At 40.8% G+C, this 24111-nt stretch carries 21 protein-coding genes and 1 pseudogene; 13 read left to right on the top strand and 9 right to left on the bottom strand.

Annotated elements, in window-relative coordinates; all coding sequences use genetic code 11:
* Window positions 1-71 precede the first annotated feature (71 nt).
* A complete protein-coding gene (gcvP, locus tag LS48_RS07880) occupies window positions 72-2921 on the bottom strand; it encodes an aminomethyl-transferring glycine dehydrogenase (protein WP_062621735.1) in 2850 nt (949 codons plus the stop codon).
* A 131-nt stretch (window positions 2922-3052) separates the two neighbouring features.
* Here gcvP and LS48_RS07875 point away from each other — a divergent pair, with 131 nt between their 5' ends.
* The gene (locus LS48_RS07875; RefSeq protein WP_076692442.1) at window positions 3053-3871 is read left to right on the top strand and encodes a UbiA prenyltransferase family protein; all 819 of its coding nucleotides are present in this window, start codon (window positions 3053-3055) and stop codon (window positions 3869-3871) included.
* Here LS48_RS07875 and LS48_RS07870 read toward each other — a convergent pair.
* Window positions 3868-4122, bottom strand: a complete 255-nt coding sequence (locus LS48_RS07870; RefSeq protein ID WP_062621731.1) for a hypothetical protein — start codon at window positions 4120-4122, stop codon at window positions 3868-3870. The genes LS48_RS07875 and LS48_RS07870 overlap by 4 nt on opposite strands.
* A gap of 5 nt (window positions 4123-4127) precedes the next feature.
* Window positions 4128-4676, bottom strand: coding sequence for a sigma-70 family RNA polymerase sigma factor (locus LS48_RS07865; protein ID WP_078056396.1), 549 nt, complete (start codon window positions 4674-4676; stop codon window positions 4128-4130).
* Window positions 4677-4846: 170 nt separating this feature from the next.
* Between LS48_RS07865 and LS48_RS07860 the strand changes: the two genes are divergently transcribed.
* A complete protein-coding gene (locus tag LS48_RS07860; protein ID WP_062621726.1) occupies window positions 4847-6292 on the top strand; it encodes a M20/M25/M40 family metallo-hydrolase in 1446 nt (481 codons plus the stop codon).
* An 82-nt stretch (window positions 6293-6374) separates the two neighbouring features.
* Here the strand turns inward: LS48_RS07860 and LS48_RS07855 are convergent, their stop codons facing one another.
* The 3 genes from LS48_RS07855 to purK all read right to left on the bottom strand — a co-directional run bounded on the left by LS48_RS07855 (window position 6375) and on the right by purK (window position 10182).
* Window positions 6375-8396, bottom strand: coding sequence for a M3 family metallopeptidase (locus LS48_RS07855; protein WP_062621724.1), 2022 nt, complete (start codon window positions 8394-8396; stop codon window positions 6375-6377).
* A 57-nt stretch (window positions 8397-8453) separates the two neighbouring features.
* A complete protein-coding gene (purE, locus tag LS48_RS07850) occupies window positions 8454-8939 on the bottom strand; it encodes a 5-(carboxyamino)imidazole ribonucleotide mutase (protein ID WP_062621722.1) in 486 nt (161 codons plus the stop codon).
* Between the two features lie 88 nt (window positions 8940-9027).
* Window positions 9028-10182, bottom strand: a complete 1155-nt coding sequence (gene purK, locus LS48_RS07845; protein ID WP_062622115.1) for a 5-(carboxyamino)imidazole ribonucleotide synthase — start codon at window positions 10180-10182, stop codon at window positions 9028-9030.
* Window positions 10183-10566: 384 nt separating this feature from the next.
* Here purK and LS48_RS07840 point away from each other — a divergent pair, with 384 nt between their 5' ends.
* Together LS48_RS07840 and LS48_RS07835 are read left to right on the top strand one after the other, a co-directional pair.
* The gene (locus tag LS48_RS07840; protein WP_062621720.1) at window positions 10567-10881 is read left to right on the top strand and encodes a thioredoxin family protein; all 315 of its coding nucleotides are present in this window, start codon (window positions 10567-10569) and stop codon (window positions 10879-10881) included.
* Between the two features lie 85 nt (window positions 10882-10966).
* The gene (locus tag LS48_RS07835; protein ID WP_062621717.1) at window positions 10967-11869 is read left to right on the top strand and encodes a DMT family transporter; all 903 of its coding nucleotides are present in this window, start codon (window positions 10967-10969) and stop codon (window positions 11867-11869) included.
* Between the two features lie 76 nt (window positions 11870-11945).
* On the opposite strand, the gene LS48_RS07830 is transcribed toward LS48_RS07835, so the two are convergent.
* A complete protein-coding gene (locus tag LS48_RS07830) occupies window positions 11946-13070 on the bottom strand; it encodes a M23 family metallopeptidase (protein WP_062621714.1) in 1125 nt (374 codons plus the stop codon).
* Window positions 13071-13196: 126 nt separating this feature from the next.
* The gene (locus LS48_RS07825) at window positions 13197-13871 is read right to left on the bottom strand and encodes a class I SAM-dependent methyltransferase (protein WP_062621711.1); all 675 of its coding nucleotides are present in this window, start codon (window positions 13869-13871) and stop codon (window positions 13197-13199) included.
* A 262-nt stretch (window positions 13872-14133) separates the two neighbouring features.
* Here LS48_RS07825 and LS48_RS07820 point away from each other — a divergent pair, with 262 nt between their 5' ends.
* The 5 genes from LS48_RS07820 (at window position 14134) to LS48_RS07800 (ending at window position 19945) form a co-directional block, all read left to right on the top strand.
* Window positions 14134-15972 (top strand): DUF885 domain-containing protein, encoded by a 1839-nt coding sequence (locus tag LS48_RS07820; protein WP_062621709.1) that lies wholly within the window; start codon window positions 14134-14136, stop codon window positions 15970-15972.
* Window positions 15973-16105: 133 nt separating this feature from the next.
* Window positions 16106-18190, top strand: a complete 2085-nt coding sequence (locus LS48_RS07815; protein WP_062621707.1) for an amidohydrolase family protein — start codon at window positions 16106-16108, stop codon at window positions 18188-18190.
* A gap of 11 nt (window positions 18191-18201) precedes the next feature.
* Complete coding sequence (locus tag LS48_RS07810; RefSeq protein ID WP_062621705.1) at window positions 18202-18846, top strand: hypothetical protein; 645 nt, start codon at window positions 18202-18204, stop codon at window positions 18844-18846.
* 282 nt (window positions 18847-19128) lie between these two features.
* Window positions 19129-19626, top strand: a complete 498-nt coding sequence (locus LS48_RS07805) for a hypothetical protein (RefSeq protein ID WP_062621703.1) — start codon at window positions 19129-19131, stop codon at window positions 19624-19626.
* A gap of 4 nt (window positions 19627-19630) precedes the next feature.
* The gene (locus tag LS48_RS07800) at window positions 19631-19945 is read left to right on the top strand and encodes a hypothetical protein (protein WP_045081773.1); all 315 of its coding nucleotides are present in this window, start codon (window positions 19631-19633) and stop codon (window positions 19943-19945) included.
* Here the strand turns inward: LS48_RS07800 and LS48_RS15690 are convergent.
* Window positions 19842-20150, bottom strand: a complete 309-nt coding sequence (locus tag LS48_RS15690) for a pentapeptide repeat-containing protein (RefSeq protein WP_076692429.1) — start codon at window positions 20148-20150, stop codon at window positions 19842-19844. The genes LS48_RS07800 and LS48_RS15690 overlap by 104 nt on opposite strands.
* A gap of 1 nt (window position 20151) precedes the next feature.
* Between LS48_RS15690 and LS48_RS07790 the strand changes: the two are divergent.
* The 4 genes and pseudogenes from LS48_RS07790 to LS48_RS07775 form a co-directional block, all read left to right on the top strand.
* A pseudogene (locus LS48_RS07790) lies at window positions 20152-20739 on the top strand (adenylate kinase); the annotation flags it as partial.
* A gap of 51 nt (window positions 20740-20790) precedes the next feature.
* On the top strand, window positions 20791-21789 hold the full coding sequence (obgE, locus tag LS48_RS07785) for a GTPase ObgE (protein WP_045081770.1): 999 nt from the start codon (window positions 20791-20793) through the stop codon (window positions 21787-21789).
* 166 nt (window positions 21790-21955) lie between these two features.
* Window positions 21956-23080 carry a T9SS type A sorting domain-containing protein gene (locus LS48_RS07780; RefSeq protein WP_131807707.1) on the top strand — a complete coding sequence of 375 codons (1125 nt, stop codon included), beginning with the start codon at window positions 21956-21958 and terminating at the stop codon, window positions 23078-23080.
* A 315-nt stretch (window positions 23081-23395) separates the two neighbouring features.
* Window positions 23396-23947, top strand: a complete 552-nt coding sequence (locus LS48_RS07775) for a PepSY-like domain-containing protein (RefSeq protein ID WP_062621697.1) — start codon at window positions 23396-23398, stop codon at window positions 23945-23947.
* Window positions 23948-24111: the final 164 nt, after the last annotated feature.

The following is a 24111-nucleotide window of genomic DNA, read 5'->3' as shown; positions in this document are numbered from 1 at the left end:
TAATTTTCAGTAGCAGTATTCGGCCTCAATGTTACTAAACATATTTACTGAATACTGCAACTGCCAACCTCTTAAGCTTCCATATAGGCCTCAATTGGGTTACATGTACATATTAGGTTTCTATCACCATAAGCTTCATCTACTCTACGTATGGATGGCCAGAACTTATTGTCTGAAACATATTCCAGTGGAAATGCTGCTTCCTGTCTGCTATAAGGAAAATTCCAGTTATCGGCGGTCAACATTTCCAAGGTATGTGGTGAGTTTTTCAAAACATTGTTTGGTTCGTCTTTATCTGCGGCTTCAATTTCTTTTCTTATTGAAATCATTGCATCACAAAATTGATCCAAGGCCATTTTGCTCTCGCTTTCCGTAGGCTCAATCATCAATGTTCCCGCAATTGGGAAAGAAACGGTTGGCGCGTGGAAACCGTAGTCCATCAATCGTTTTGCGATATCTGTAACTTCTATTCCTTTTGCTTTGAACGGACGGCAATCCACAATCATTTCATGGGCAGCACGACCGCGTTCTCCTGCATAAAGAACTTCGTAATGGCCATTCAATCTCTCTTTGATGTAATTGGCATTCAAGATTGCATATTGTGTAGCTTTCTTTAATCCATTCACGCCAAGCATACAGATGTAAGCATAGCTAATCAAACATACCAACGAACTGCCATAGGGTGCCGCGGAAATTGCAGTAATGGCTCTATCTCCACCAGTTTTTATTACTGGGTTTGAAGGTAAAAATGGAACCAGTTGCGCCGCAACGCAAATAGGGCCAACACCAGGGCCGCCGCCACCGTGGGGAATAGCAAAGGTTTTATGGAGGTTTAAGTGGCAAACGTCTGCGCCAATAGCACCGGGATTTGTCAAGCCTACCTGTGCGTTCATGTTTGCACCGTCCATATAAACTTGTCCGCCGTTTTCGTGTATAATACTGGTTATTTCGCGAATTGCAGATTCATAAACTCCGTGTGTTGAAGGATACGTTACCATCAAACAGGAAAGATTGTCTTTATACTGTATTGCCTTTTCGCGAAGATCGTCCACGTCAATATTTCCTTCTTCCGTAGATTTTGTTACAACTACCTTCATTCCCGCCATAACTGCACTAGCGGGGTTTGTTCCGTGAGCTGAAGAAGGAATCAAGCAAATGTTTCTGTGGCTTTCCCCGCGCGATTCGTGATAGGCGCGAATTACCATCAAGCCTGCGTATTCGCCTTGTGCGCCACTGTTGGGTTGAAGCGAGGTTCCTGCAAAACCGGTTATTTCAGTAAGTTGTTTTTCTAGTTTTTTCAGAATAATTTGATAACCCTCAGCTTGTTCCACGGGAACGAATGGGTGCATATTGCCCCACATCGGGTCGCTCAACGGAAGCATTTCTGCGGCTGCATTTAATTTCATGGTGCAGGAACCCAACGAAATCATAGAGTGATTCAACGAAAGGTCTTTGCGTTCCAGTTTTTTGATGTAGCGCATCAAATCGGTTTCGCTGTGGTATTTGTTGAAAACTTCCTGCTGAAGAAACTCGGTTTTACGGGCAACTTCCTTTGGAATTTTATTGCCAGTTTCCAATTCAGTAATTTTTTGGAAATCTTTTTTAACCGCTTCTGAAAAGATTGAAACAATCTTGTTCAAATCCTTGACAGTGGTGGTTTCATTTATGGAAATGGAAACCGTTTCGTCATCGGGATAATAGAAATTCACCTCTTTTGCTTCGGCCAAAAACTTTATTTTGGTAGCATCGGTCTTTATGGTAATTGTGTCAAAATAAGTGTCGTTTACTTGCTCAAAACCTAACTTTTCCAATGCGTTTGCAAGCGTAGCAGCACCATTGTGAACTTTTCTCGCAATATATTTTAAACCTTCCGGGCCGTGGTAAACCGCGTACATTCCTGCCATAACCGCCAAAAGGACCTGTGCGGTACAAATATTTGAGGTTGCCTTGTCGCGCTTTATGTGCTGTTCTCTTGTTTGAAGCGCCATCCGTAAGGCACGGTTACCGTCGGTATCTTTTGTAACACCGATTATACGGCCCGGAATACTTCTTTTATATTCATCTTTTGTGGCAAAAAAAGCTGCGTGTGGGCCACCATAACCTAAAGGAATCCCGAATCGCTGGGTGGTTCCAACAACTACGTCAACACCGAAATGACCTGGAGATTCCAGCATCACCAAGCTTAAAATATCTGCAGCTACGGCAACTTTTATTTGGTTGTCATTCGCTTTTTGGATGAATTCTTTATAATTGTGAACCTTTCCAGTTTTGCTAGGATATTGAAGAATTACTCCAAAAAACTCTTCCGAAAAATCGAAATCTTCGTGATTGCCCACGACCAATTCAATTCCCAAAGGCTCCGAACGGGTTTGTAGCAAAGAAAGGGTTTGTGGCAATATCTCTTCAGAAACAAAAAACTTTGAGGCATTATTTTTTTTCTTTTCCTTTTCACGAACGTTGTACAAAAGCGCCATTGCTTCTGCAGCCGCCGTTGATTCGTCCAAAAGGGAGGCGTTAGCGAGTTCCATTCCTGTTAAATCACTAACCACGGTTTGGAAGTTCAGCAAGGCTTCAAGCCTGCCTTGGGCAATTTCGGCTTGGTAGGGCGTATAAGCCGTGTACCATCCCGGATTTTCCAAGATATTTCGTTGTATTACCGGAGGGGTGATGGATTGGTGATAACCCAACCCTATGTATGTTTTAAAAAGTTTATTTTTTGTGGAAAGTTCAGTAATATGCTCAAGATATTCCTGCTCGCTCATTGCCGTGTCCAGATCGAGTGCTTTTTTCAGCAAAATATCGTCTGGAACGGTTTCATAAATAAGTTGATCAATAGAGCTTACACCAATGGTTTTAAGCATTTCGGGAAGATCGTTTTCCCGGGGACCGATATGCCTTAAAGCAAAAGAATCTGTGTTCATTAATTTGCATTTGAAATTTAGGTGGCAAAATTACAATATTAAACGTGAAATAGCTCCCTTTTAAAGAGTTGAAAACTTAATTTTTTCAACTAATTAATAAGGTTATAAACACTTTGGTTACTTTTGATGGTATGAAGCTTTTCTCCCATATTTTTGCTTTTTATATTAACAGTAGCATTCACGTTGCTTTGGCAGTTGTGTCGCTTTTGGCAATCACCATTTTGGAATATGGCCTCACCATTTCTTGGGAACTGTGGAGCTTTGTTTTTTTAGGAAGTTTAACGGGTTATAACTTTGTGAAATATGCAAAAGTTGCTGGACTGCACCACCGAAGTTTAACAAACTCCCTAAAAACAATACAGGTTTTTTCCGCAATTAGCATTATTGCGCTTGCTTTTATTGCTTTTCGCCTGCCCATAAATGTTTTGTTGATAGCTGCTGCATTTGGGCTAGCCACTTTTTTTTATGCCGTTCCATTTGTTCGAAATAAAAACCTACGGAATTTTTCAGGAATTAAGATTTTTGTGGTGGCATTTGTATGGGCGGGAGTAACCGTGATTTTGCCTTTTGCAGCTTCTGAAGTGAAAATAGATTTGGATGTAGTGCTTACATTTTTTCAGCGCATTTTAATTGTAGTGGCGCTTATTCTTCCTTTTGAAATACGTGATATACCTTATGATGGGTTAAACCTTAAAACCCTTCCACAGCAAGTGGGGGTGAGAAATGCGAAATTATTGGGGCTGAGTGTACTTTTGATGTGCTTGGGATGTGAATTTTTTAAAAAGGACTTTGAGGTGGCCTACATTATAAGCCTCTTAATTTTCTGTGTAGTTTTAGGGTGGCTTTTGGTTATTTCAAAACCAGTGCAAAACCGATATTTTTCATCTTTTTGGGTGGAAGGGCTGCCAATTTTATGGTTACTCTTTTTTAAACTTTTTGAACAGCTTTAGGAGTTGTACCCATTTTCTATTTCGTCTTGAAGCCTTGTTTTTAGTCGCTCCTTTTCTTCTGGGGAAAGGGTTTTGATGTCTGCAGAGTGTATAGTCTTGGTAAGTTTGGTATTGCGTTTGGCGTATCCGCGGCACAATTTGCACATTAGCAAATGTATCTTCAGCATTAATTTATCAAATAGACCAGCTTCTTTGTACTGGGTTTTGTCGCAAACGTGTGCGGCATCGTCACATTTTAAAAAAAACTTCATATTTTTTAGTTAAACCAATTTTTTTCCAAGCACTCTGCCAACGACTTACGTGCTCGGTGTATTATTACCCAAAGGTTAGACGGCGTAATATTATATTCTTTACAAATGGCTTCGGTGTCAAAATTTTCAACAGTTTTCATCTTGAAAATACGTGCTTGTTTTTCAGGAAGCTGATCCAAGCATTCCAAAATTGCCAGTCCGAGTTCACGGTTTTCCATTTTGTCCTCAGCAGTTTTGTCAAAAGGATCGGCAGCATTTTCTTCCAGCCAGTCGCCTTCAGAGTCATCATCGCGGTATGAAATGTGTACCTCCGCCTTTCCTTTTTTGGAATTTAACTTTCGGTAATAATCAATGATTTTTCGTTTCAAAATAGAGATAAGCCAAGTGCGCTCCGAAGCTTCTCCCTTAAAATTGTTTTTTGATTTAAGTCCCGCCAAAAAAGTTTCTGAAATCAGATCCTGCGCCACAATATGGTCATTTACCCTTACAATTGTATAATTGTAAAGATAATCAGCATATTTATCAACCCAATGGTCTGGTTTCAGTAGTTCCAAAAAAATAATTTTTAGCCCATTTCAAAAATAGGGAAGTTTTACAAACATATACGAAATTACCTGCCTTTTAGTTTTTAGGTGGTTATGTGAAAATAGTTAAACTTTTATATTTCAAACCTAAGTCCCATAGATGTCTTATTTTTACAGAAATTAATTCTATATACTTCCCGATGAAAAAAATTACTACAGGAATTTTAATGTTCCTTTTATTTACGTTTACTGGCTTTGCTCAACATGGCAATGCTTTTTATGCCACAATGGATGCTGCCGATGCAATTACTTTTAAAACACTATATCCAGACGATATCGCCATTTTAGCAAGCAACGATAAGCAGGCAGCGGTGTTACTTTCTGAAGAAGTGGCGCATGCCATACACGATAATGTACGCACCCACGGTCCCGGTTATATATTCAGGGCTTCCGAAGAAAAAGCCGTTCAAGCCTTAAGCAAAGTTGCAAACCGTGGCCCGCAAATAGATTATAGCATTACCGAAGATACGTTTGTGAACGAATGCTTGGATCTTGTGAATGGTCAGAACATTGAAGATGATATTTTAGAGCTTCAAGCGTACGGAACCCGATACCATACTAAGTCACAAGCGGTACAAGCGGTTTTGGATCAACAGGCAAAATGGGACGCAATGATTCTGGCCGCAGGAAGAACCGATGTGCATACACGAATCTACAACCACGTAAATACCCAGATGCCTTCTGTAATTTTAACCTTTGATGGTGCGAATACGCCAGATGAATTTGTAATTATTGGTGGGCATATAGATTCCACGACCTTTGGCGATAAAAACAATGCACCGGGTGCAGATGATAATGCCTCGGGAATTGCTTCTCTAAATGAAATGGTGCGCGTGTTATTGGAAAAAAACTTTGTGCCTAATAGAAGTATAGAAGTAATGGCTTTTGCCGCCGAGGAAATTGGTCTTGTCGGTTCAGCTGAAATTGCAGAAGATTATGCTAATCAAGGGGTTAATGTCGCTGCATATGTACAGTTTGATATGACGGGCTACAATGGCTCCAATAGCGATATTTATATTACCACAGATTGGTATAACAGCAATTCGCTGAACACATATCTGACCGAATTGATGGACCATTACAACGCTTCGGGTGCACATAGTTTTACATACAACTATACTGAATGTGGTTACGGTTGTTCAGATCACGCCAGTTGGGCAGATAATGGTTATGATGCTGCCTTTCCTTTTGAAGCAGCTATGGGTGAAGATAATCCTAACATTCATAGCCCAGGAGATGTTTATTCGTTTTTTGGTGAACCAGACCACGCTGTAAAATTTACAAAATTGGGATTGGAGTTTTTGATTGAAGCTGCCAAACCTCAAATTCTATCCGTGGATGACTTCTCTGATAATGCTATCCGGGTTTTCGTGAAAGACAAAACATTAAACTATCGTTTGAACAATACAGTTTCAAACGTTAAGGAGGTAACTGTTTATAACGTAGCGGGACAAAGAATAATTTCTGAAGAAATGAACAATGAATCTGGAAATGTAACCCTTCAGCAATTTGCCAAAGGTTTTTATATTGCGCAGTTCACCTTGGAAAATGGCCATGCATTCACAAAGAAATTTATATTGAATTGATATCGCTGTAGGCAATAAGCTTTTATTGATATGCAAATTATGTAAGGCTTCAAAAGTTCTGAACTTTTGAAGCCTTAAATATTTATTGAAGCAATCCCGCCCGTTTTAAAAGTGCTTCGGGATCTGGCTTTTGCCCGCGAAATTTTATATAGAGCTCCATCGGGTCCATCGTGCCGCCCTGAGAAAGCACAAACCCTTTGAACCTGTCCGCCACTTTTTTGTTGAAGATACCTTCCTGCTTAAATAATGCGAAAGCATCGGCATCCAGCACCTCAGCCCATTTGTAGCTGTAATATCCAGCGGAATAACCGCCCTGAAATATATGCGAAAAGGAAGTGCTCATACAGTTTTCCTTCACATCGGGATACAATTGGGTGTCATCAAAAGCGGCGACTTCAAAGGCTTTTACGTCCTTGATTCCCGATGGGTCGCTGCCGTGCCAAGCCATGTCGAGCATTCCAAAACTCAATTGACGCAGCGTTGCCATTCCTTCTAAAAATGTAGCGGATTCCTTTATTTTTTCAACGTATTCCATCGGAATTACTTCACCCGTTTTGTAATGGGTGGCGAAAAGCTCCAACGTTTCTTTTTCATAACACCAATTTTCTAAAATCTGGCTGGGCAGTTCCACAAAATCCCAATAAACACTCGTTCCCGAAAGGCTGGGGTAGTGGGTGTTTGCGAGCATTCCGTGAAGCGCATGCCCAAACTCGTGGAACAAAGTTGTTACTTCATTAAAGGTAAGTAGCGAAGGTTTGCTCGCCGTAGGCTTCGTAAAATTGCAAACAATTGAAATATGCGGACGCTCATTTTTTCCGTCCCTTATTTGTTGTGGTTTATAGGAAGTCATCCAAGCTCCATTTCGCTTTCCTGCACGTGGATGAAAGTCTGCGTAAAAGATGGCGACCAACTCGCCTTCATCATCCTTTACTTCATAGGTTTTTACGTCTGCGTGATATTTGTCTATATTTTGTACTTCCTCAAAATGGAGCCCGTAAAGTTTTTCAGCCACTGTAAAAACGCCGTTGATAACGTTTTTCAATTCGAAATATGGCTTTAGCTTTTCATCATCGAGATTGAAGAGTTTCTGTTTCAATTTTTCGGAATAGTATGCGCCGTCCCATTTTTCCAAATGATCGATACCGTCAAGTTCTTTCGCGAAAGCCGTCAATTCATCAAACTCCTTTTGTGCGGCAGGTTTAGCTTTTTCAAGCAATTCATTCAAAAATGACTTTACTTTTTCGGGAGTTTCTGCCATTCGTTCTTCAAGTACGAAGTGGGCGTGGCTGTTATAGCCCAACAGATTTGCACGTTGATGACGAAGGTTTGCAATCTGCAAAACGTTTTGTTGGTTGTCCAATGCGTCATTGTGAAATCCTTTTGCACCAAAGGCAATCGCCAATTTTTTGCGAAGTTCTCGGTTGTCGGCATAGGTCATAAACGGCACATAGCTTGGGTAGTCCAAAGTGAAAACCCAACCTTCTTTTCCTTTTTCCTCGGCGGTTTGGGCAGCAGCTTCTATTACGCCTTCGGGCAGACCGGAGAGATCTTTTTCGTTTGTAATGTGAAGTTCAAACTTGTTTGTTTCCGCCAAAACATTTTCGCCAAAAGTCAATTTCAACTTTGAAAGATCGGTATCAATCTTTCGCAACTGTGTTTTTTTCTCTTCGGAAAGGTTGGCGCCGTTTCTGGAAAAAGCCTTGTATTTTTTGTCGAGCAGCATGTGTTGTTCTTCGGAAAGATTTAAGGAATACTTTTGGTTGTAAACCGTTTTGATTCTTTCAAACAAAGTCTCGTTCAGCAACATATCATTACTGAACCCCGTAAGCATAGGCGAAACTTCCTGTGCTATCTTTTGGATTTCGTCGTTGGTTTCGGCGCTATTTAGGTTGAAGAAAATGCTGGTTGCGCGATCTAATTGTTCGCCAGTATTTTCAAGGGCTTCGACTGTGTTTTTGAAAGTGGGCGCTTCAGAATTTGAAGTTATTTCATCAATTTCTGCTTTGGTTTCCGCAATCAATTTACTGATTGCCGGCAGGAAATGTTCGTTTTTTATTTTGGAAAATGGGGCAGTGTTGAAGGGTTGTAATAGCGGATTATTCATTGTATTTCGGGAAAATGTAGGCGCGGGATTAATCACGCGCCTACTGTATTATTGAAATTATTTTTTTAAATTTTCGGCGCCTTCCTCAACTTTGGCTTTAAGGCTTTCCTTATATGCGATAATTCTATCCAAAACAGCCTTATCGGAAGCGCCGATAATCTGTGCAGCCAGGATACCCGCATTTTTGGCACCATTCAACGCAACCGTGGCAACGGGAACGCCGCCTGGCATTTGGAGGATGGACAGGATGCTGTCCCAACCGTCAATGGAGTTGCTGGATTTTACGGGAACACCAATAACCGGCAATGGCGATAGCGAAGCAATCATCCCCGGAAGGTGTGCCGCCCCACCCGCGCCTGCGATTATCACTGAAATTCCGCGGGTGTGTGCGTTCTTTCCGTAATCAAAAAGTTTATCTGGGGTGCGGTGGGCGGAAACGATATCCACTTCCACTTCAATGTCGAATCCTTTTAAAATATCTAAAGCTTCCTGCATTACTGGCAGATCGCTGGTGCTTCCCATTATTATTGCTACTTTTTTCATAAAATTCCAAATTTTTTAAAATTTCCAAGCTCCTCATTCCAAACTTTGGAGTTTGGTCCCGATGGCTATCGGGATTGAGATTTAGTACTTATTCAGTAATAACCTCAATAGTCTTCTTTACCTCCTCCGCAATCTTGCGCGCTTGGTTTAGGTCTTTGTTTACTATGGTTACGTGCCCCATTTTTCTAAAGGGGCGGGTTTCCTTTTTGCCGTAAATATGGGGTGTTACGCCTTCCATTGCCAAAATGTTTTCTATGTTTTTATAGACTACTGGGCCCGTGTGGCCTTCGGCGCCCACTAAGTTAACCATAATGCCGCCAACTTTACTGTCGGTATTTCCCAAAGGTAAATCTAAAATAGCTCTTATTTGTTGCTCGAACTGGTTGGTGTAACTAGCTTCAATACTGTAATGCCCGCTGTTGTGGGGTCTTGGAGCTACTTCGTTTACCAATATTTCATCATCTTCGGTTTGGAACATTTCTACCGCCAAAAGACCTACATGTTTAAATGCTTCGGAAACTTTTGTTGCCATAGCCCTTGCTTTTTTTGCAACTGCTTCGTCTATACGAGCAGGGCAGATTACATATTCCACTTGGTTGGCTTCGGGGTGGAATTCCATTTCAACTACTGGATAGGTTTTTACTTCCCCGGAAGGATTTCTGGCTACAATTACTGCCAATTCATTTTTAAAGGGAATCAATTTTTCAGCAATGCAAGCGCCCTCAGAAAGCGGAATTACATCCTCCGCGCTATGAACAATACTAACGCCCTTCCCGTCATAACCGCCAGTACAGCTTTTCCAAACAAAAGGGAAATGTAGCTCTTTGCGAACAATTGCTTCGTTGAGCTTGTATTTGTCTTTAAAAACCTTAAAAGGCGAAGTGGAAATTTGATGTTCTTTATAAAATTGCTTTTGTATGCCTTTGTCTTGTATGTTTCTAAGTGTGGTGGCGCTGGGATACACTTTTACACCTTCGCCTTCCAGTTTTTCCAAGGCTTCCACATTTACACCTTCAATTTCGAATGTGAGCACATCTACCTTTTTTCCGAAGTTATAAACGGTTTCAAAATCCATCAAATCGCCTTGCTCAAAGTTATCAGCGGCTATGCGGCAAGGGGCTTCAGCACTTGGATCGAGGACGCTGGTGCGTATGTCCCATTTACGGGTTTCGTAGAGCATCATTTTGCCCAACTGTCCGCCGCCAAGGATGCCGAGGGTGAAGCTGGTGGAGAAGTAGTTCATAGCGGTTGTCTGTTTTCGGTTGTGGCTTTTCGCTTTTCGCGTTATAAGAATGCAAAGATAGTAAAATGGGGAGAGGTTAATATGTGAAAGAGAATCATAAAATGTTTTCTTTAGAATTATTCTTTTGTTAGATTGCAGTGTATAAAAAATAAGAAAATTCTTGTTAAAAAATGATTTTATACAGGACATGTACGGGGGAAGTACGGAGGAGATAGGGAAGAGGTACTGGGAAGGTATGGAAGAGGTTGAGGCTGGGTAGCGGCGTTTTAAAACTTTTCAAAACGATAATTTGATTTTGGGAGGGACGGGGATTAAAGTTTTGTGAGGGTGAAAAATCCTATTGAAAAAAATAAAAGTACCATAAACTAATTATTATAATAAACCTTGAATATAGAGGCTTTAAAAAAATTGATTACTCAGGAAACTGCCGTGGCGGTTTACTTTTCTTCACCCCATTGTGGGGTTTGTGAGGCGTTACGGCCCAAAGTGGAAGCGCTGTTTATAGAAAAATTTCCTGCTGTAAGATTTATTCACATTAAAATAGATAAATTGCTAGGAATATCTGGTGAGTTTGGAGTTTTTGCCGCCCCTACCTTGTTGGTGTTTTTTGAAGGAAAGGAGTTTTTGAGAAAAGTTAGGTTGATGGGGATTCAGGAACTTCAAGATAAAATTGAGCGTCCGTATAAAATGATTTTTTAAAATTTCCTTGGCATAAAATTTATTTAGAATAGCTTGGTCAAACTTTTTTATCAATTTACATTTAAACTTCTAAAAAAGGGCCTAAATGAAAAACCAAAAACAGGCATATATCTATGCGGGAATAGCGGTTCTATTATGGAGTACGGTGGCTACCAGTATGAAAATAGCATTGCAAAACTATAGCTTTTTGCAACTGTTGTTTTGGTCTTCGGCAACTGCTTTATTGACCTTGGGCATTTTGATGTTGGCGACCAAGAAGTATGTTAATCTGGCCAAACTCCCTGCGAGAGCTTTTCTGAAATCGGCTATTTACGGTGCCATTAATCCGTTTCTGTATTATATAGTTTTGTTTAAGGCCTATGAACTCTTGCCCGCCCAAGAAGCACAGGCACTGAATTATACTTGGCCCATAATGCTGAGTTTATTGGCTGTGCCTTTACTCAAACAAAAAATAGGTTTCAAAAATGTAGTAGCTATTGGCATTAGTTTTATAGGGGTGCTGATTATTGCCACTGGCGGGAACCTAATTAATTTATCATTTACCAATGCGCAGGGAGTGATTTTCGGGCTTGCTTCGGCCATTATCTGGGCTCTATTTTGGATTTTCAATATTAGGGATGAACGCGACGAACTCAGCAAACTTTTTCTTAACTTCTTTTTCGGTTTTATCTATATTCTCATAGCCTTGCTCTTCACTTCAGAAATTGTGTTTATTGACTTAAAATCTTGGGGAGGTGCAATATATGTAGGTTTCTTCGAGATGGGAATAACATTTGTTATTTGGTCCATAGCTCTCAAAAAATCAATCACCGCGGCCAAGGTGAGCAATCTTGTTTATTTAGTGCCTTTTTTATCATTGGTCGTAATTTATTTTGTGCTGGAAGAACCCATCGGGTTTCCAACAATTATTGGTCTTTTTCTAATAGTGGGTGGCCTGACTTTCGATAAGATAAGTTTTAGGCAATTGCGGTTCAGGAGTGGGGAGTAATTTTATTTTTTCTTGAAAAGAACTAAGCCCCATCGCTTACCATTCAATAAATAACAAGTTTTTTAGTCTTAAAATTTTAAAATTCTATAACGTCGCTTTCAGAGGGGTAGGTATTGTTTTCGGGTTCGGACATTGTGGGAACAAAGGGTGTCAATGGAGGTTCGTCCATATATCCCGGTGGAAGGGCGCCCAACTTCGTAAATTGTGAAAATTTGTACGGCAGGCTTTCAAAGTAAAGTCCATCAGCGTATTCCGTTATTTGTTTCCCTTCGGGGTTTGTGAGCACATGCATATGCAAATGCGGAGCGAAGGAGTTTCCTGAATTTCCCAAACGGCCCAGCTCTTGGCCTTTGGTTACCGTGTCTCCCGCTTCAACCAAAATGGAATTGGGAACCATATGGCAATAGGTGCCAATGGAGCCATCTTCATGCGCTATATAAACTACATTTCCGGTGACGTTTGAAGCGTCTATGGGGTAGTCAATTTCACCTGGGGTCATATTGTCTGGGATGTTGTTTTCCGTGAAAATGACCCTTCCACCTTCAGCGGCAAGAATGGGTAGATTATAGCAATACCAATCTTCCAATTGGCTGCCATCGTTTTGATAGGGAAGGCCATCTACCAGTTTTGCATAATCAATGGCGTAGCGTTGGGGGTTGTTTCCTATTAAATATCCTTGCTGGGTGGGATCAAAAACAGGTTCCGGATAGGGGAAAATGGCGCGGGTGTGGTAGGAGGTTGGGCCAGCCGCAGCTTCCGCCAACCAAATGCCTTGGGGTACAGGAAATGCAATGGTAATGGGGTCTGGGTATTCTTCTTCTATTTTTAGTGGGAAGGTATGTTGTTTTGCAATGCCTTCGGCATCTTCATACTGAAATAGATGCACCAACTCTTGCTTTTCCCAAGCCTGTGCGGGGTAGGGCAGCCAGATACTGGCTATATGCAAATCGTCCCTGGTGATGAAATTGGAATAGGATAATTGTAGATTGCCATTGTTAAAGATTTTTACCTTCTGAAGCGTGGGGACTTTTATATGCATTTCATATACTAACCAAGTGCCGCTAGTGTTTATTACTTTCACTGGTGGGGTGGGGAGGGCTACCAGCAGGTCGTATGGGTCATTTTGGGGATCGTTTTTGTTGCAGGCGGCGAGGAGGATTATGAATAGTGCTATTAATATGTTTTGGCTTTTGGGAAACATCTTGGTTGGTATTTTGTAATTGAAAATTTAAAGATAGGAATTTTTTTAAGGGGGGGGTAAATATCCCCTTAACCCTCCCTCGTCAAGCTCGGAGCAGGCTCTTCAAAAGAGGGCTGGATTGAGTGGTTATAGTTGTATAAGTGTGGTTTTGATAATTCCTTTGCTGGCGTCTAAAACAATAGTGGATAATTGTGTTTCTTCCTTAACCTTAAAATTAAAAGGCGGTGCCAATAGGTTTACGCCACTTTGTATTTTCAGTCTGTTGCCCTGGCCAGAGATGATGTCTTTGTTGGGAATAAAACTCCCTTGTGGGATGTGTTCCGTTAGGATTGCATATTTAAAAGCAGTGAGTTTGTTTACAATGCTTTGTATTTCGGCATTGGATAGATGCTGCAGCACTTGCCGAAGTATCGCGCAATCCGCAATGGGCAAATCAGCTTCTGCAATATCCAAACAATGGAATTCTAAATTGGGCGCTTTAAATTTTTCTGTATTACGCAGAATAAGGCTGGGCACTATATCTACGGCAATATATTTTTTAGCGTACTTAACCAATTCCTTCCCCACATTAAAATCGCCACAACCTAAATCGCATACTGTAAGCGGGTTTTTAAACGAACTTAAAAACGTGGTTACTGCGTCTAAATACGGATTTACTATTTCTGGATGGTGCGATCCCTCTCCTGAATAGAAATCTGCCTTGTTGCCTCCCCAAAGGTTCATTTCATAAATCTGTTCCATTGCGAGCTTTGTGGGCCAAGAGGTTTTTGGTTTTTTGGGATGGTTTTGTTTTTTGGGCATGGATTAAGAGAGTTTTAATGCTAACTATAGTATACTCAATGAACGCAAAATTATCCTTTAATTTCGGTAAAATTATTAGAGAACTTCGAAAAGAGAAAAACCTCCCGCTGGCGCGGGCATCCCGGTCGTGTCCTCCACGGGATAGAATAGAACACTCATACTACCTAGCCTTCAAATCAACAATTTCGTTTTTTGAGCTTTGGGCGCCTGCTTCTTAAAAATATATTATATTTAAAAATTGTCTGAAATATAAAATAAAACTATGCGCACACTTACCATAAAAGCATTTCTGCTTCTTGCTAGCCTTACTTTAGTTATTTCCTGCAAAACTGAAAAAACCAACAAAACATATACCGAAGCTGAGGTTGCGGCAGAATCCAAAAAATTAAATGATTTCTTCCAAAAAACCTTTGATGCCCGAGTAGATCTTTCACCAGAATTTCAAACCAGACTGGGAATTAAAAAAGACTATGGCAAGCTGGATGATATTTCGCCGGAAGCGAAAGCAAAAGAATTGGAAATGGACAAGGAACAACTGCAATGGATGACCGATTCTGTAAATGTTGCGGCACTCTCAAAAGAGGCCTTGTTAAGCTATAAACTATATAAGCAAAAACTTGAAAACGATATAGCCGATTATCAATACCGTTTACACAACTATCCCGTAAATCAGATGTTTGGCGCCCAATCTGGGTTGCCTTCCTTTTTGATAAATATGCACAGCATAGATGATGTAAAGGATGCCGAAGCCTATATCTCCAGATTAAATGCCTTCAACTCATACTTTGTGCAACTGGTCGAAAATTTAAAGGAACGGGAAGCCATAGGCGTAATGCCCCCAGTGTTTGTGTATGATAAAGTGATCCAGGATTCGGAAAACATATTGATAGGCCAGCCCTTTGATGCATCAGAAACCCAAAGCACTTTATTGGAAGACTTTATGAAAAAAGTAAGCAAGCTAGAGGTAGATGCCGAAACTAAATCCAATTTGGAAGCTGAGGCCAAAGAAGCCTTATTAACCTCTGTAAAACCTGCATACAATAGTTTGATTGCTTTTATGAAAGATCAAAAGGAAAGGGTAAATTCTGACCATGGTGCGTGGAAATTTCCCGACGGGGATTCGTTTTATAACAATGCCTTACAAAGAACCACTACAACCGAATTAACGGCCCAAGAAATCCACGATATCGGACTGCGTGAAGTTGCAAGAATCCACGGCGAAATGGACGCCATTCGCAAAGCCGTTGGTTTTGAAGGCAGTCTGCAGGACTTTTTTCAGTTTATGAAAACAGACCCACAATTTTATTACAGTGCAGACCAAGAAGGGAAAGAGGCTTATTTGGCAGAAGCCGTACACTTGATAGATAGTATGAAAACCAGACTGGACGAAATATTTATTTCGAAACCAAAAGCAGACCTTATCGTAAAAGCGGTGGAGCCTTTTAGGGAACAATCAGCTGGAAAGGCTTTTTATAATCGTCCCGCTGCAGACGGTTCCAGACCTGGAATTTACTACGCCAACCTATACGATATGGAATCCATGCCCACCTACCAAATGGAAGCTTTGGCCTATCACGAGGGTATTCCGGGCCATCATATGCAATTGGCAATTCAGCAGGAATTGGAAGAAATACCTATGTTCAGAAAGTTTGGGGGTTACACGGTCTATTCCGAAGGGTGGGGACTCTATTCTGAATTTATTCCAAAAGAGATGGGCTTTTACGCCGATCCGTATTCAGATTTCGGGCGTTTGGCAATGGAATTATGGAGAGCCTGTAGATTGGTGGTTGATACGGGAATTCACAATAAAAAATGGACGCGCGAAGAGGGTATTAAATATTACACCGATAATACACCCAATGCCGAGCTGGACGCCATCAAAATGGTTGAAAGGCATATAGTAATGCCAGGGCAGGCCACCGCGTATAAAATCGGGATGCTTAAGATTCTGGAATTGCGTAAAAAGGCAAAGGACGCTATGGGTGAAAAATTTGATATCCGTGAATTCCACGAAGTAGTACTTTCACATGGTGCCATTCCCTTGAATGTTTTGGAAGATTTTGTTGATGAGTATATTGCTTCTAAAAGTACCGAGATTTAAGTTGTATTAATAATGCTATTCCGGCCACTCTATAATTTCAGACTCTAAGATCTTGTAAGTAAACAAACTATAGCGTAGTTTTAAGTCTAATAAATCACGGAAAATTAACGCACCAACCTAAAACGCTTTGTTTATGCTATTCGTTAAAGAATTATCGAAACTTCAAAAAATCAACTATTACTATCTGTTAGCGGTAATGCTGCTATTGGCAACACAAGCCTGTAAGCAAAAAGCCGAGAAAACCTCTCAACAGACCGATTTGCCAGCGGAAGAATCATTTTCAGTAATTATTGGCGGCACAAATGTTGGCCATTTAAACGTTATCCGTTTGGGCGATACCGTTTTTACCGATTATGACTATAAAAACAACGGCCGTGGCCCAACGCTTAAGGAAACCGTAGTGCTCGATACCGATGGGTTTCCGGTGCAATGGGATATTGAAGGCAATACCACCTTTGGCAACGCCGTAAAGGAACAATTTAAACTGGATGGCCAAAATGCGACTTGGACCGATGCTACTGGAGACAACAGCGCCACGGTAACGGAGCCTTCGTTCTATGTAAATCAATCAGGCAGTCCGTATTCTATGCTTATAGCTGCGCGTTTGCTATTAAAGGCAAAAAACCAAAGCTTGTCAGCCCTACCGGCGGGACAGTTAAAACTGACGGAGCTAGAGACCATTGATTCAAATTCAGACGCTGGCCCGTTGAAACTGAAAACCTATGCTTTATCTGGGATTGGCCTTAATCCCAGATATTTTATTCTGGATGGAAAAGACCAGTTTTTCGCCATGATTTCGCCTAAGTTTATAATTATCCGCTCTGGTTATGAGAACGAGGAAAGAAGGATGCGCCTGCTTGCGGAAAAATATTCGGCACAGCGTTTTGAAGATTTACAAAAGCGTTTTGCGCATAGATATGATAAGAATATACGTATTCGCAACGTAAAAATATTCGATCCAAAAACTTTATCGCTTACCGATTTATCTTCCGTTTTAATTAGCGGCGATAAAATACAGAGCATTGATGCCGCAGATGCCACTGCCGGCGAAAATGAAGTGGAAATAGATGGCGCCGGAGGAACTTTGGTAGCTGGTCTCTACGATATGCATGGCCATATGGGCGAAAACGCCGCGCTACTGAATGTTGTTGCTGGGGTTACCTCGGTTCGCGATATGGGAAATAACAACGAGGTGCTTAATAGCCTGATGCAAAAAATAAAATCAGGCGTTTTAGCTGGGCCAAACATTACCCGCTTAGGATTTATTGAAGGGAAAAGCCCGTTTAGCAGTAACAATGGAATTCTGGTGGAAAGCGAAGCGGAAGCACTTGCCACTGTTCAAACCTATTCCGATATGGGATTTTACGGAATCAAATTATACAATAGTATGACCGGGGCGTGGGCGCCTGCCATAGTAAAGAAAGCCCACGAATTGAAGATGCCCGTAACCGGCCACGTGCCAGCCTTTTCCAATGCAAACGATATGCTGATGGCTGGTTTTGATGAAATGACCCACATCAACCAAATTATGTTGGGCTGGGTCCTGGAGCCAGGGGAAGATACCCGTAGCTTATTGCGATTAACAGCCTTGCAACGCTTGCCAGGTTTGGATTTAAACAGTGCACCAGTGCAGAAAACCTTGGATTTAATGGTGAAAAATAAAGTAGCTATGGACCCGACGCTTGCTATTCACGAGTTATTATTGCTTTCGCGCAACGGGGAAACGCAGATTGGTACTTTAGATTATATTGAAAATATGCCCGCCAGCGAACAACGCGATGCCAAAGAGGCCATGGTAAGTATTGCCAACGAAGCTGAGGACAAGGCTTACCGAGGGGCTTATGATAAAATCGTGAAAACCCTAAAACTTATGAAGGAACGTGGCATTTTAATTTTGCCAGGAACCGATCTGGGAGGCGCTTTCACTTTACACAGGGAACTGGAGCTATATCAACAATTGGGTTACACTCCAGCAGAATTGTTGAAATTGGGCAGCTACGATATGGCCCAATATCTTGGGCAAAAAGATAGGGGCGCCATTGAACCGGGAATGCTGGCCGATTTCTTTTTGATTCCAAATGACCCAACGAAAGACTTAAAGGCAATTAAAAAGATTGCAATGGTATCCAAGGGAGGCGTAATTTATTTTCCGAGTGAAATATATCCTGAGTTTGGGATAAAACCGTTTGTAGAGAAGCCTGAAGTTAAAAAGAATTAAAGAATATTATTATGAGAACTTTTAAAGAGAATTGGAAAACAAAAGTGCTGGTTTTTGCCTTGCTGATTGGACTTCCGCTACAGATGTGTACTCCGGGAGGTGGCGATGATTGCAATTGTGGCCCAATTACGGGAAAGTATTTCGATATAAATGGAATGGAACTGAAGAACTACAAAAAAGTAGGTGAGAATTCTTTAAGAATTATGCTGCCGAACGAGGCTGTGTCTTATGGTGACTATGCAGGCTTAACTGTTGATTACAGTGTTGACTTTATAAGCCAAAGACAATCAAGGTGGCCGAGTTTATCGTTTATTCCCAGTGCTTATGCCTGTTCGTGTATTTTTGATGGCGAGAGCGGTTCTAAGTTTGAGAAGCTTTCCAATCTTACTGTAATTACCCTTAATGATTTTGACGAAGCCCATAGGGCCAACGATACTATAAACGATTTGATTATAGTTAAAGGAATCTATTTTGAGGAAGATGCATATTTACAGGCCTATTTAGAAAATGATACCACGAATATTCGGGTTCCTGCCATTCAGCTATTGGTGGATAGAAAGCCAACGCTGAATGAAAACTATAAAGTAAAGATAAAGGTTGAACTCTCAACGGGAGAGGTTTATGAAAAAGTGAGCGAGACTATAAAGCTTCAATAAAAATACTAGGAAATTGGCTATGCCTCGGAAACCGCAATCGCCTGCGTGAATTATGGTTTTAAAAAAATAAATTTTGGAGAGATTGTTCGTATTGGTGAGGTGGCACATACAGAATCCAACAGGATTTCACGAAAAGTAGTGCTTATTAAAAGGAATTAATTTATCTATAGTGGAACGCTTCATAATTTTATTCGCTGCTCAGATCAGAGTGGGAAAATTCTAAAATGCCACAGTAATTAATTACAAATCATTAACTTAGTGCAGATTGAATAAATCAGTATTATGCAGTCTATCAAATTTCACTTTTCTTTTATAGCATTTTTCAGCATTGCTTTATTTGCGGGTTGCGAAGCCACATTGGCCCCTGCATACGATCAAGCCATAGTTGAAAAGGTAACCGAAAGCAGTGATTTGGCCATGCGCTTTTTCGCTGAGGTTGATGGAGGGACGGAGAGCGAAAGTTTTGCTCAGCGTGAAGCTGTGTACAATGTTTTAATCGGTGCTTTTGAATCGCTGAAATTGCAGGCCAAAGCCCGGCCCATTCCAGAAAATGTGGCGTTGGACAAAATAAACGAACTGCTTCAAGCAAAAGGAAGTAGCGCCATTTCGGGAGAATATCCCAGTGCCTTTGCTTTTGAAAAGATTGCCGAAACCTTCAAAAAAATGAAACAGACCGATCGGGAAAACGGTATAAAACCCTTGGCATTACAGGCTTTTAAAGGTCAGGTTGAAATTTTTTTGGATCAAGCAATAACGTATGAAAGTTTCTTAAAAAGATAAAGCTATGGCGGATAATGTTACTAATATAATCAATGAGATAAAGGATATTGCCTCGGGCATTTTGGAAAAGGACATTTCCACCGTGCGCGGGTTTAGTGAGCGACAGGTGGAGGCCATCGCCAAACAAACGGTAATTATCCAAAAGGGAGTGGCCAGCGGTGATATTGACGAAGACCTTCGGGAATTTTTCCTCGATGGGCTGGAGGCCATGGCACTCAATTTCGTAAACACCCTAAAGGGAATTTTGATGGTGACCTTGGAAAAACTTTGGAATGCCTTGGTAAATTTTCTTTATAAGGCGGTGGGGGTTGTTGTTTGAAATCCCAAATTCCAAATCCCAAATTCCAAATTCCAAACCCGCCTTTCGTGCCTCTGCCAGGCAGATCCCAAATCACCAAATTAACAATTCCCAAATCAACGAATCCCAAATCAACGAATCCCGAATTAACGAATCCCGAATTAACAAATCCCAAAGTAACGTTTCCCCAATTATAATTTCGTAAATTTGCACCTTCGTTTTTCATTTATAAAACCACACAGATGACTAATATAATTTTGTTCGGCCCTCCCGGCGCGGGAAAAGGAACGCAAGCCAATTTTTTAAAGGAAAAATACAATTTGGTTCACATCTCCACGGGCGACGTTTTTCGCTATAACATCAAGAATGAGACCGAGCTGGGCAATCTCGCCAAGTCTTTTATGGCAAAGGGGAAATTGGTTCCGGATGAAATTACCATCGATATGCTAAGCAATGAGGTTGATAAAAACCCAGATGCAAACGGGTTTATTTTTGACGGTTTCCCAAGAACCGAAGCACAGGCCGAAGCCCTTGAACATTTAATGGATGATAAGGACACCCAGATTGACGCCATGGTAGCTTTGGAAGTGGACGATGAAGTGTTGGTAAAACGCTTATTGGAGCGCGGCAAGACCAGCGGAAGAGCAGACGATGCCGATGAGAGCATCATCCGGAACCGCATCAAAGTTTACTACAATGAAACCGCCATCCTAAAGGATTATTACGAAAAGAGAGATAAATATTACGGTGTTGATGGTGTGGGAAGTATTGAAGAAATTACGGAACGTTTAAGTAAGGTTATAGACAGTTTATAGTTTATGGATTGGGGTTTCCAACAATAGACAATAAACAATAAACAATAAAAGGTGACTGAAGGCAATTTTGTAGATTACGTAAAAGTACATGTTACTTCCGGTAAGGGAGGGCAGGGCAGTAAGCACATGCGGCGGGAAAAATATATTCCCAAAGGTGGGCCCGATGGCGGCGATGGCGGCCGTGGAGGGCACGTAATCATTAAAGCCAACAAAAATCTTTGGACGCTTTACCATTTAAAATTCAAAAGACACTTTAAGGCCGAGCACGGCGAGCACGGCAGCAAGCAGACCAGTACCGGTGCCGATGGTGCCGATGTTTATATTGAAGTGCCGCTGGGGACAGTAGTGCGCGATAAGGAAACCGAGGAAATACTTTTTGAACTCACGGAAGACGGCGAAGAAAAAATAATAGCCAAAGGCGGTCGCGGTGGTTTGGGGAATGCCCATTTTAAAAGTGCGACCAACCAAACGCCCCGCTATTCGCAGCCCGGTGAGGAAGGCGAAGAAGTAGATATTATTCTTGAACTTAAGATTCTTGCCGATGTAGGTCTAGTAGGTTTCCCGAATGCAGGCAAATCAACGCTACTTTCTGTAATAACCGCAGCCAAACCGAAAATTGCCAATTACGAATTCACCACGCTAAAACCCAATTTGGGAATCGTGGAATACCGTGACTTCAAAACTTTTGTGGTTGCCGATATTCCAGGAATTATAGAAGGTGCCGCCGAAGGAAAGGGCATTGGGCATCGTTTTCTTCGCCATATAGAAAGAAACTCTACACTGCTGTTTTTGATTCCCGCCGATGCGCCGGATATTAAAGAACAATACGATATTCTAGTCGATGAATTGCGCCGTTACAACCCACAACTTCTGGACAAGGAACGTCTGGTAGCCATCAGCAAAAGTGATATGCTTGATGAGGAATTGAAGGCCGAGATGAAAAAGATTCTCGACAAACAGTTTAAAGGCATTCCGTATTTGTTTATTTCTTCCGTGGCGCAACAAGGGCTTACTGAGTTGAAAGATAAACTATGGGCGATGTTGAATTAAAACGGAATGTCTCCCTGAGCGCAGTGGAAGGCGTTTTCGTTTGTATGATTATTAAAAATAAAGCATTCTCAACTTTGCTAGACTATACATTAAATCTTTCTTGAAAATATCTTAAATAAATTTTCATACCTAGTTTTTTTCTTTTTTCTTGCCAAAAATATTTGGTATGAAAAAAGAATTATTCTACGTTTTGCTTTTGGTTTCTTTTATTGGGTTTGGGCAGTGTCCGAACGATGATATATATTTAACTACGCAAGCAGAAATTGATACTTTTTCTTCAAACTTTCCTAATTGTACACATCTAATTAAATCGTTGAACATTGAAGGAAGTGATATATCCAATCTTAACGGTTTATCACAAATTCAAGATGTTGATGAAGGAATTTTTATAGTCAATACAAATATTGAAAACTTTTCTGGTTTGGAGAATATCCAAAATTTAAGTAGCAGCCTTATTATTACGGAAAACAATTCCTTAGTCAATTTTGAAGGCCTTCAAAATCTTGAAACGATTACGGGTCAGTTTGCGATTGCATTAAATGGTCAAATAATAAATTTTACTGGATTAAACTCACTTTATTCCGTCGGAAATGGTTCTGATTTGGGAGTTCTAATCAATAGCAATGATAGCTTAGTTTCTTTAGATGGACTTGCAAATTTAACCCAGATATACGGAAGTTTTCGTGTTGAAAAAAATGATCTTTTAGAAAATTTTGGTGGATTGGTAAATCTGGAATCCATTTGTGGGTGGTTAGGTATCTTAGATAACGATATGCTTGAAACCTTGAACGGTTTGGAAAATTTATTATACTGTGAAGATTATATTTCAATTACAGGGAATGCTTCTCTTTCCTCAGTTTCCTCTTTAGTAAATTTAGATTCTTCCGCAATTATTGGTGTAATAGTTGAAGACAATCCACTCCTGTCATTTTGTTCCATAGCTCCAATTTGCGATGCCATTGTTAATCCAAATACAGATGTAATCATCAACTATAATCTCGCAGGCTGCAACTCCGTTCCCGAAGTAGAAGCCCAATGCAATCTATCAATAACCGAAGCAGATCCTTCAGAAAACCTTTCCTTCTTCCCAAACCCAGTGTCATCAATTCTTAATATTGAAACCCCAAAAAACATTTCCTTCAAAAAAGCCACCGTTTATTCCACATTGGGCAAACCAATTCTTGAAACCTCAGAAAACCGAATCAATTTTGAAACCCTTTCCGCAGGTATCTATTTCGTGGAAGTGATTTCCGATAAAGGAGTCGTAACGAAAAAGATTGTCAAGCAATAAGTAGCTGCCGCCTAAATAAAGTATCATTTCCCAGATGTCAATGCTGTGATTCTATTTCCCCAAAAAAGTAATTTGGCACAATAAGTTGCAAAATCCACTTTTCATAATCTGTTGATTATTAGCAAATTTACCTTCTTTTTCGGCTGTGAAAATTTATTTCACATCATAATCCAGTATTTCCCATAGTCAAATTTTGACGTTCACATCATTCCTGCCCATCGAGCGGCTTGTTCCTTTAATTTAGTGTCTGTAAAAATACCTGATCAGTGTTTACCAGTTTGAAGAACAAGTTATTAATCCTAAAAATTATCAGTTATGAAAACTTTTGTAATTTCCATTTTGTTAAGTTTGACCGCGGCGATACTCAGCGCCCAAGAGGTTACAGTGCTCGACGAGGCCAGACTTTTTTATGCACCGTTAAATGTAGCGGTAACCCAAGAGGGCGACAGTTATGTTTATAATATTAAAGAAAGCCAAGCGCGCCAGTTTGCGCGTGATCCCATCGGATTTATGAAAGCTAATTTTGACATTCAAAGCTTTATTGCCCATACCGCTAAAAAGAAATATCACGCCTATTTGGTAACGTTTAAAAGTACAAACGGTGCTTTGGAGGCAGATTTTGACAGCGAGGGCAATCTCCTCGAAACCCGTCAGCAATTCAAGAACGTGATTTTGCCGGCGCAGCTCAGAAACGAAGTGTACAACTCCTTCCAAGGCTACACCTTGACAAAGGCAAAATATACCGCCCGCACCAAAGGTGAAATTTTGGCCAATGCCACCTATAAAATCCGTCTTGAAAACGGAAAGGACAAACAGAACCTGAAAATAGATGCCAGAAGCAGTGGTGTTGGGCTTGCCGTTAATTGAAAGAAGTTGCTTTGCAATTTATGGGAAGACCGTCAGGGAACAACTCTACTGATGGTCTTTTTATAAGTTGATGGGTTTCTAAAATTTAATTTGGAACACAACCGAGCAATTTCATTTTGAATATCTTTACGTAACAGAACATCCTTTCACAACGATTATAAAAA

Source organism: Aequorivita aquimaris, assembly GCF_001573155.1.
Taxonomy (GTDB): domain Bacteria; phylum Bacteroidota; class Bacteroidia; order Flavobacteriales; family Flavobacteriaceae; genus Aequorivita; species Aequorivita aquimaris.
This window is presented reverse-complemented; position numbering and strand designations above follow the sequence as displayed.

Coding starts and splice junctions, on each gene's coding strand:
- gcvP (WP_062621735.1), bottom strand. CDS start 2,921: ATGAACACAGATTCTTTTGCTTTAAGGCATATCGGTCCCCGGGAAAAC.
- LS48_RS07875 (WP_076692442.1), top strand. CDS start 3,053: ATGAAGCTTTTCTCCCATATTTTTGCTTTTTATATTAACAGTAGCATT.
- LS48_RS07870 (WP_062621731.1), bottom strand. CDS start 4,122: ATGAAGTTTTTTTTAAAATGTGACGATGCCGCACACGTTTGCGACAAA.
- LS48_RS07860 (WP_062621726.1), top strand. CDS start 4,847: ATGAAAAAAATTACTACAGGAATTTTAATGTTCCTTTTATTTACGTTT.
- LS48_RS07855 (WP_062621724.1), bottom strand. CDS start 8,396: ATGAATAATCCGCTATTACAACCCTTCAACACTGCCCCATTTTCCAAA.
- purE (WP_062621722.1), bottom strand. CDS start 8,939: ATGAAAAAAGTAGCAATAATAATGGGAAGCACCAGCGATCTGCCAGTA.
- purK (WP_062622115.1), bottom strand. CDS start 10,182: ATGAACTACTTCTCCACCAGCTTCACCCTCGGCATCCTTGGCGGCGGA.
- LS48_RS07835 (WP_062621717.1), top strand. CDS start 10,967: ATGAAAAACCAAAAACAGGCATATATCTATGCGGGAATAGCGGTTCTA.
- LS48_RS07830 (WP_062621714.1), bottom strand. CDS start 13,070: ATGTTTCCCAAAAGCCAAAACATATTAATAGCACTATTCATAATCCTC.
- LS48_RS07825 (WP_062621711.1), bottom strand. CDS start 13,871: ATGCCCAAAAAACAAAACCATCCCAAAAAACCAAAAACCTCTTGGCCC.
- LS48_RS07820 (WP_062621709.1), top strand. CDS start 14,134: ATGCGCACACTTACCATAAAAGCATTTCTGCTTCTTGCTAGCCTTACT.
- LS48_RS07815 (WP_062621707.1), top strand. CDS start 16,106: ATGCTATTCGTTAAAGAATTATCGAAACTTCAAAAAATCAACTATTAC.
- LS48_RS07810 (WP_062621705.1), top strand. CDS start 18,202: ATGAGAACTTTTAAAGAGAATTGGAAAACAAAAGTGCTGGTTTTTGCC.
- LS48_RS07805 (WP_062621703.1), top strand. CDS start 19,129: ATGCAGTCTATCAAATTTCACTTTTCTTTTATAGCATTTTTCAGCATT.
- LS48_RS07800 (WP_045081773.1), top strand. CDS start 19,631: ATGGCGGATAATGTTACTAATATAATCAATGAGATAAAGGATATTGCC.
- LS48_RS15690 (WP_076692429.1), bottom strand. CDS start 20,150: ATGAAAAACGAAGGTGCAAATTTACGAAATTATAATTGGGGAAACGTT.
- LS48_RS07780 (WP_131807707.1), top strand. CDS start 21,956: ATGAAAAAAGAATTATTCTACGTTTTGCTTTTGGTTTCTTTTATTGGG.
- LS48_RS07775 (WP_062621697.1), top strand. CDS start 23,396: ATGAAAACTTTTGTAATTTCCATTTTGTTAAGTTTGACCGCGGCGATA.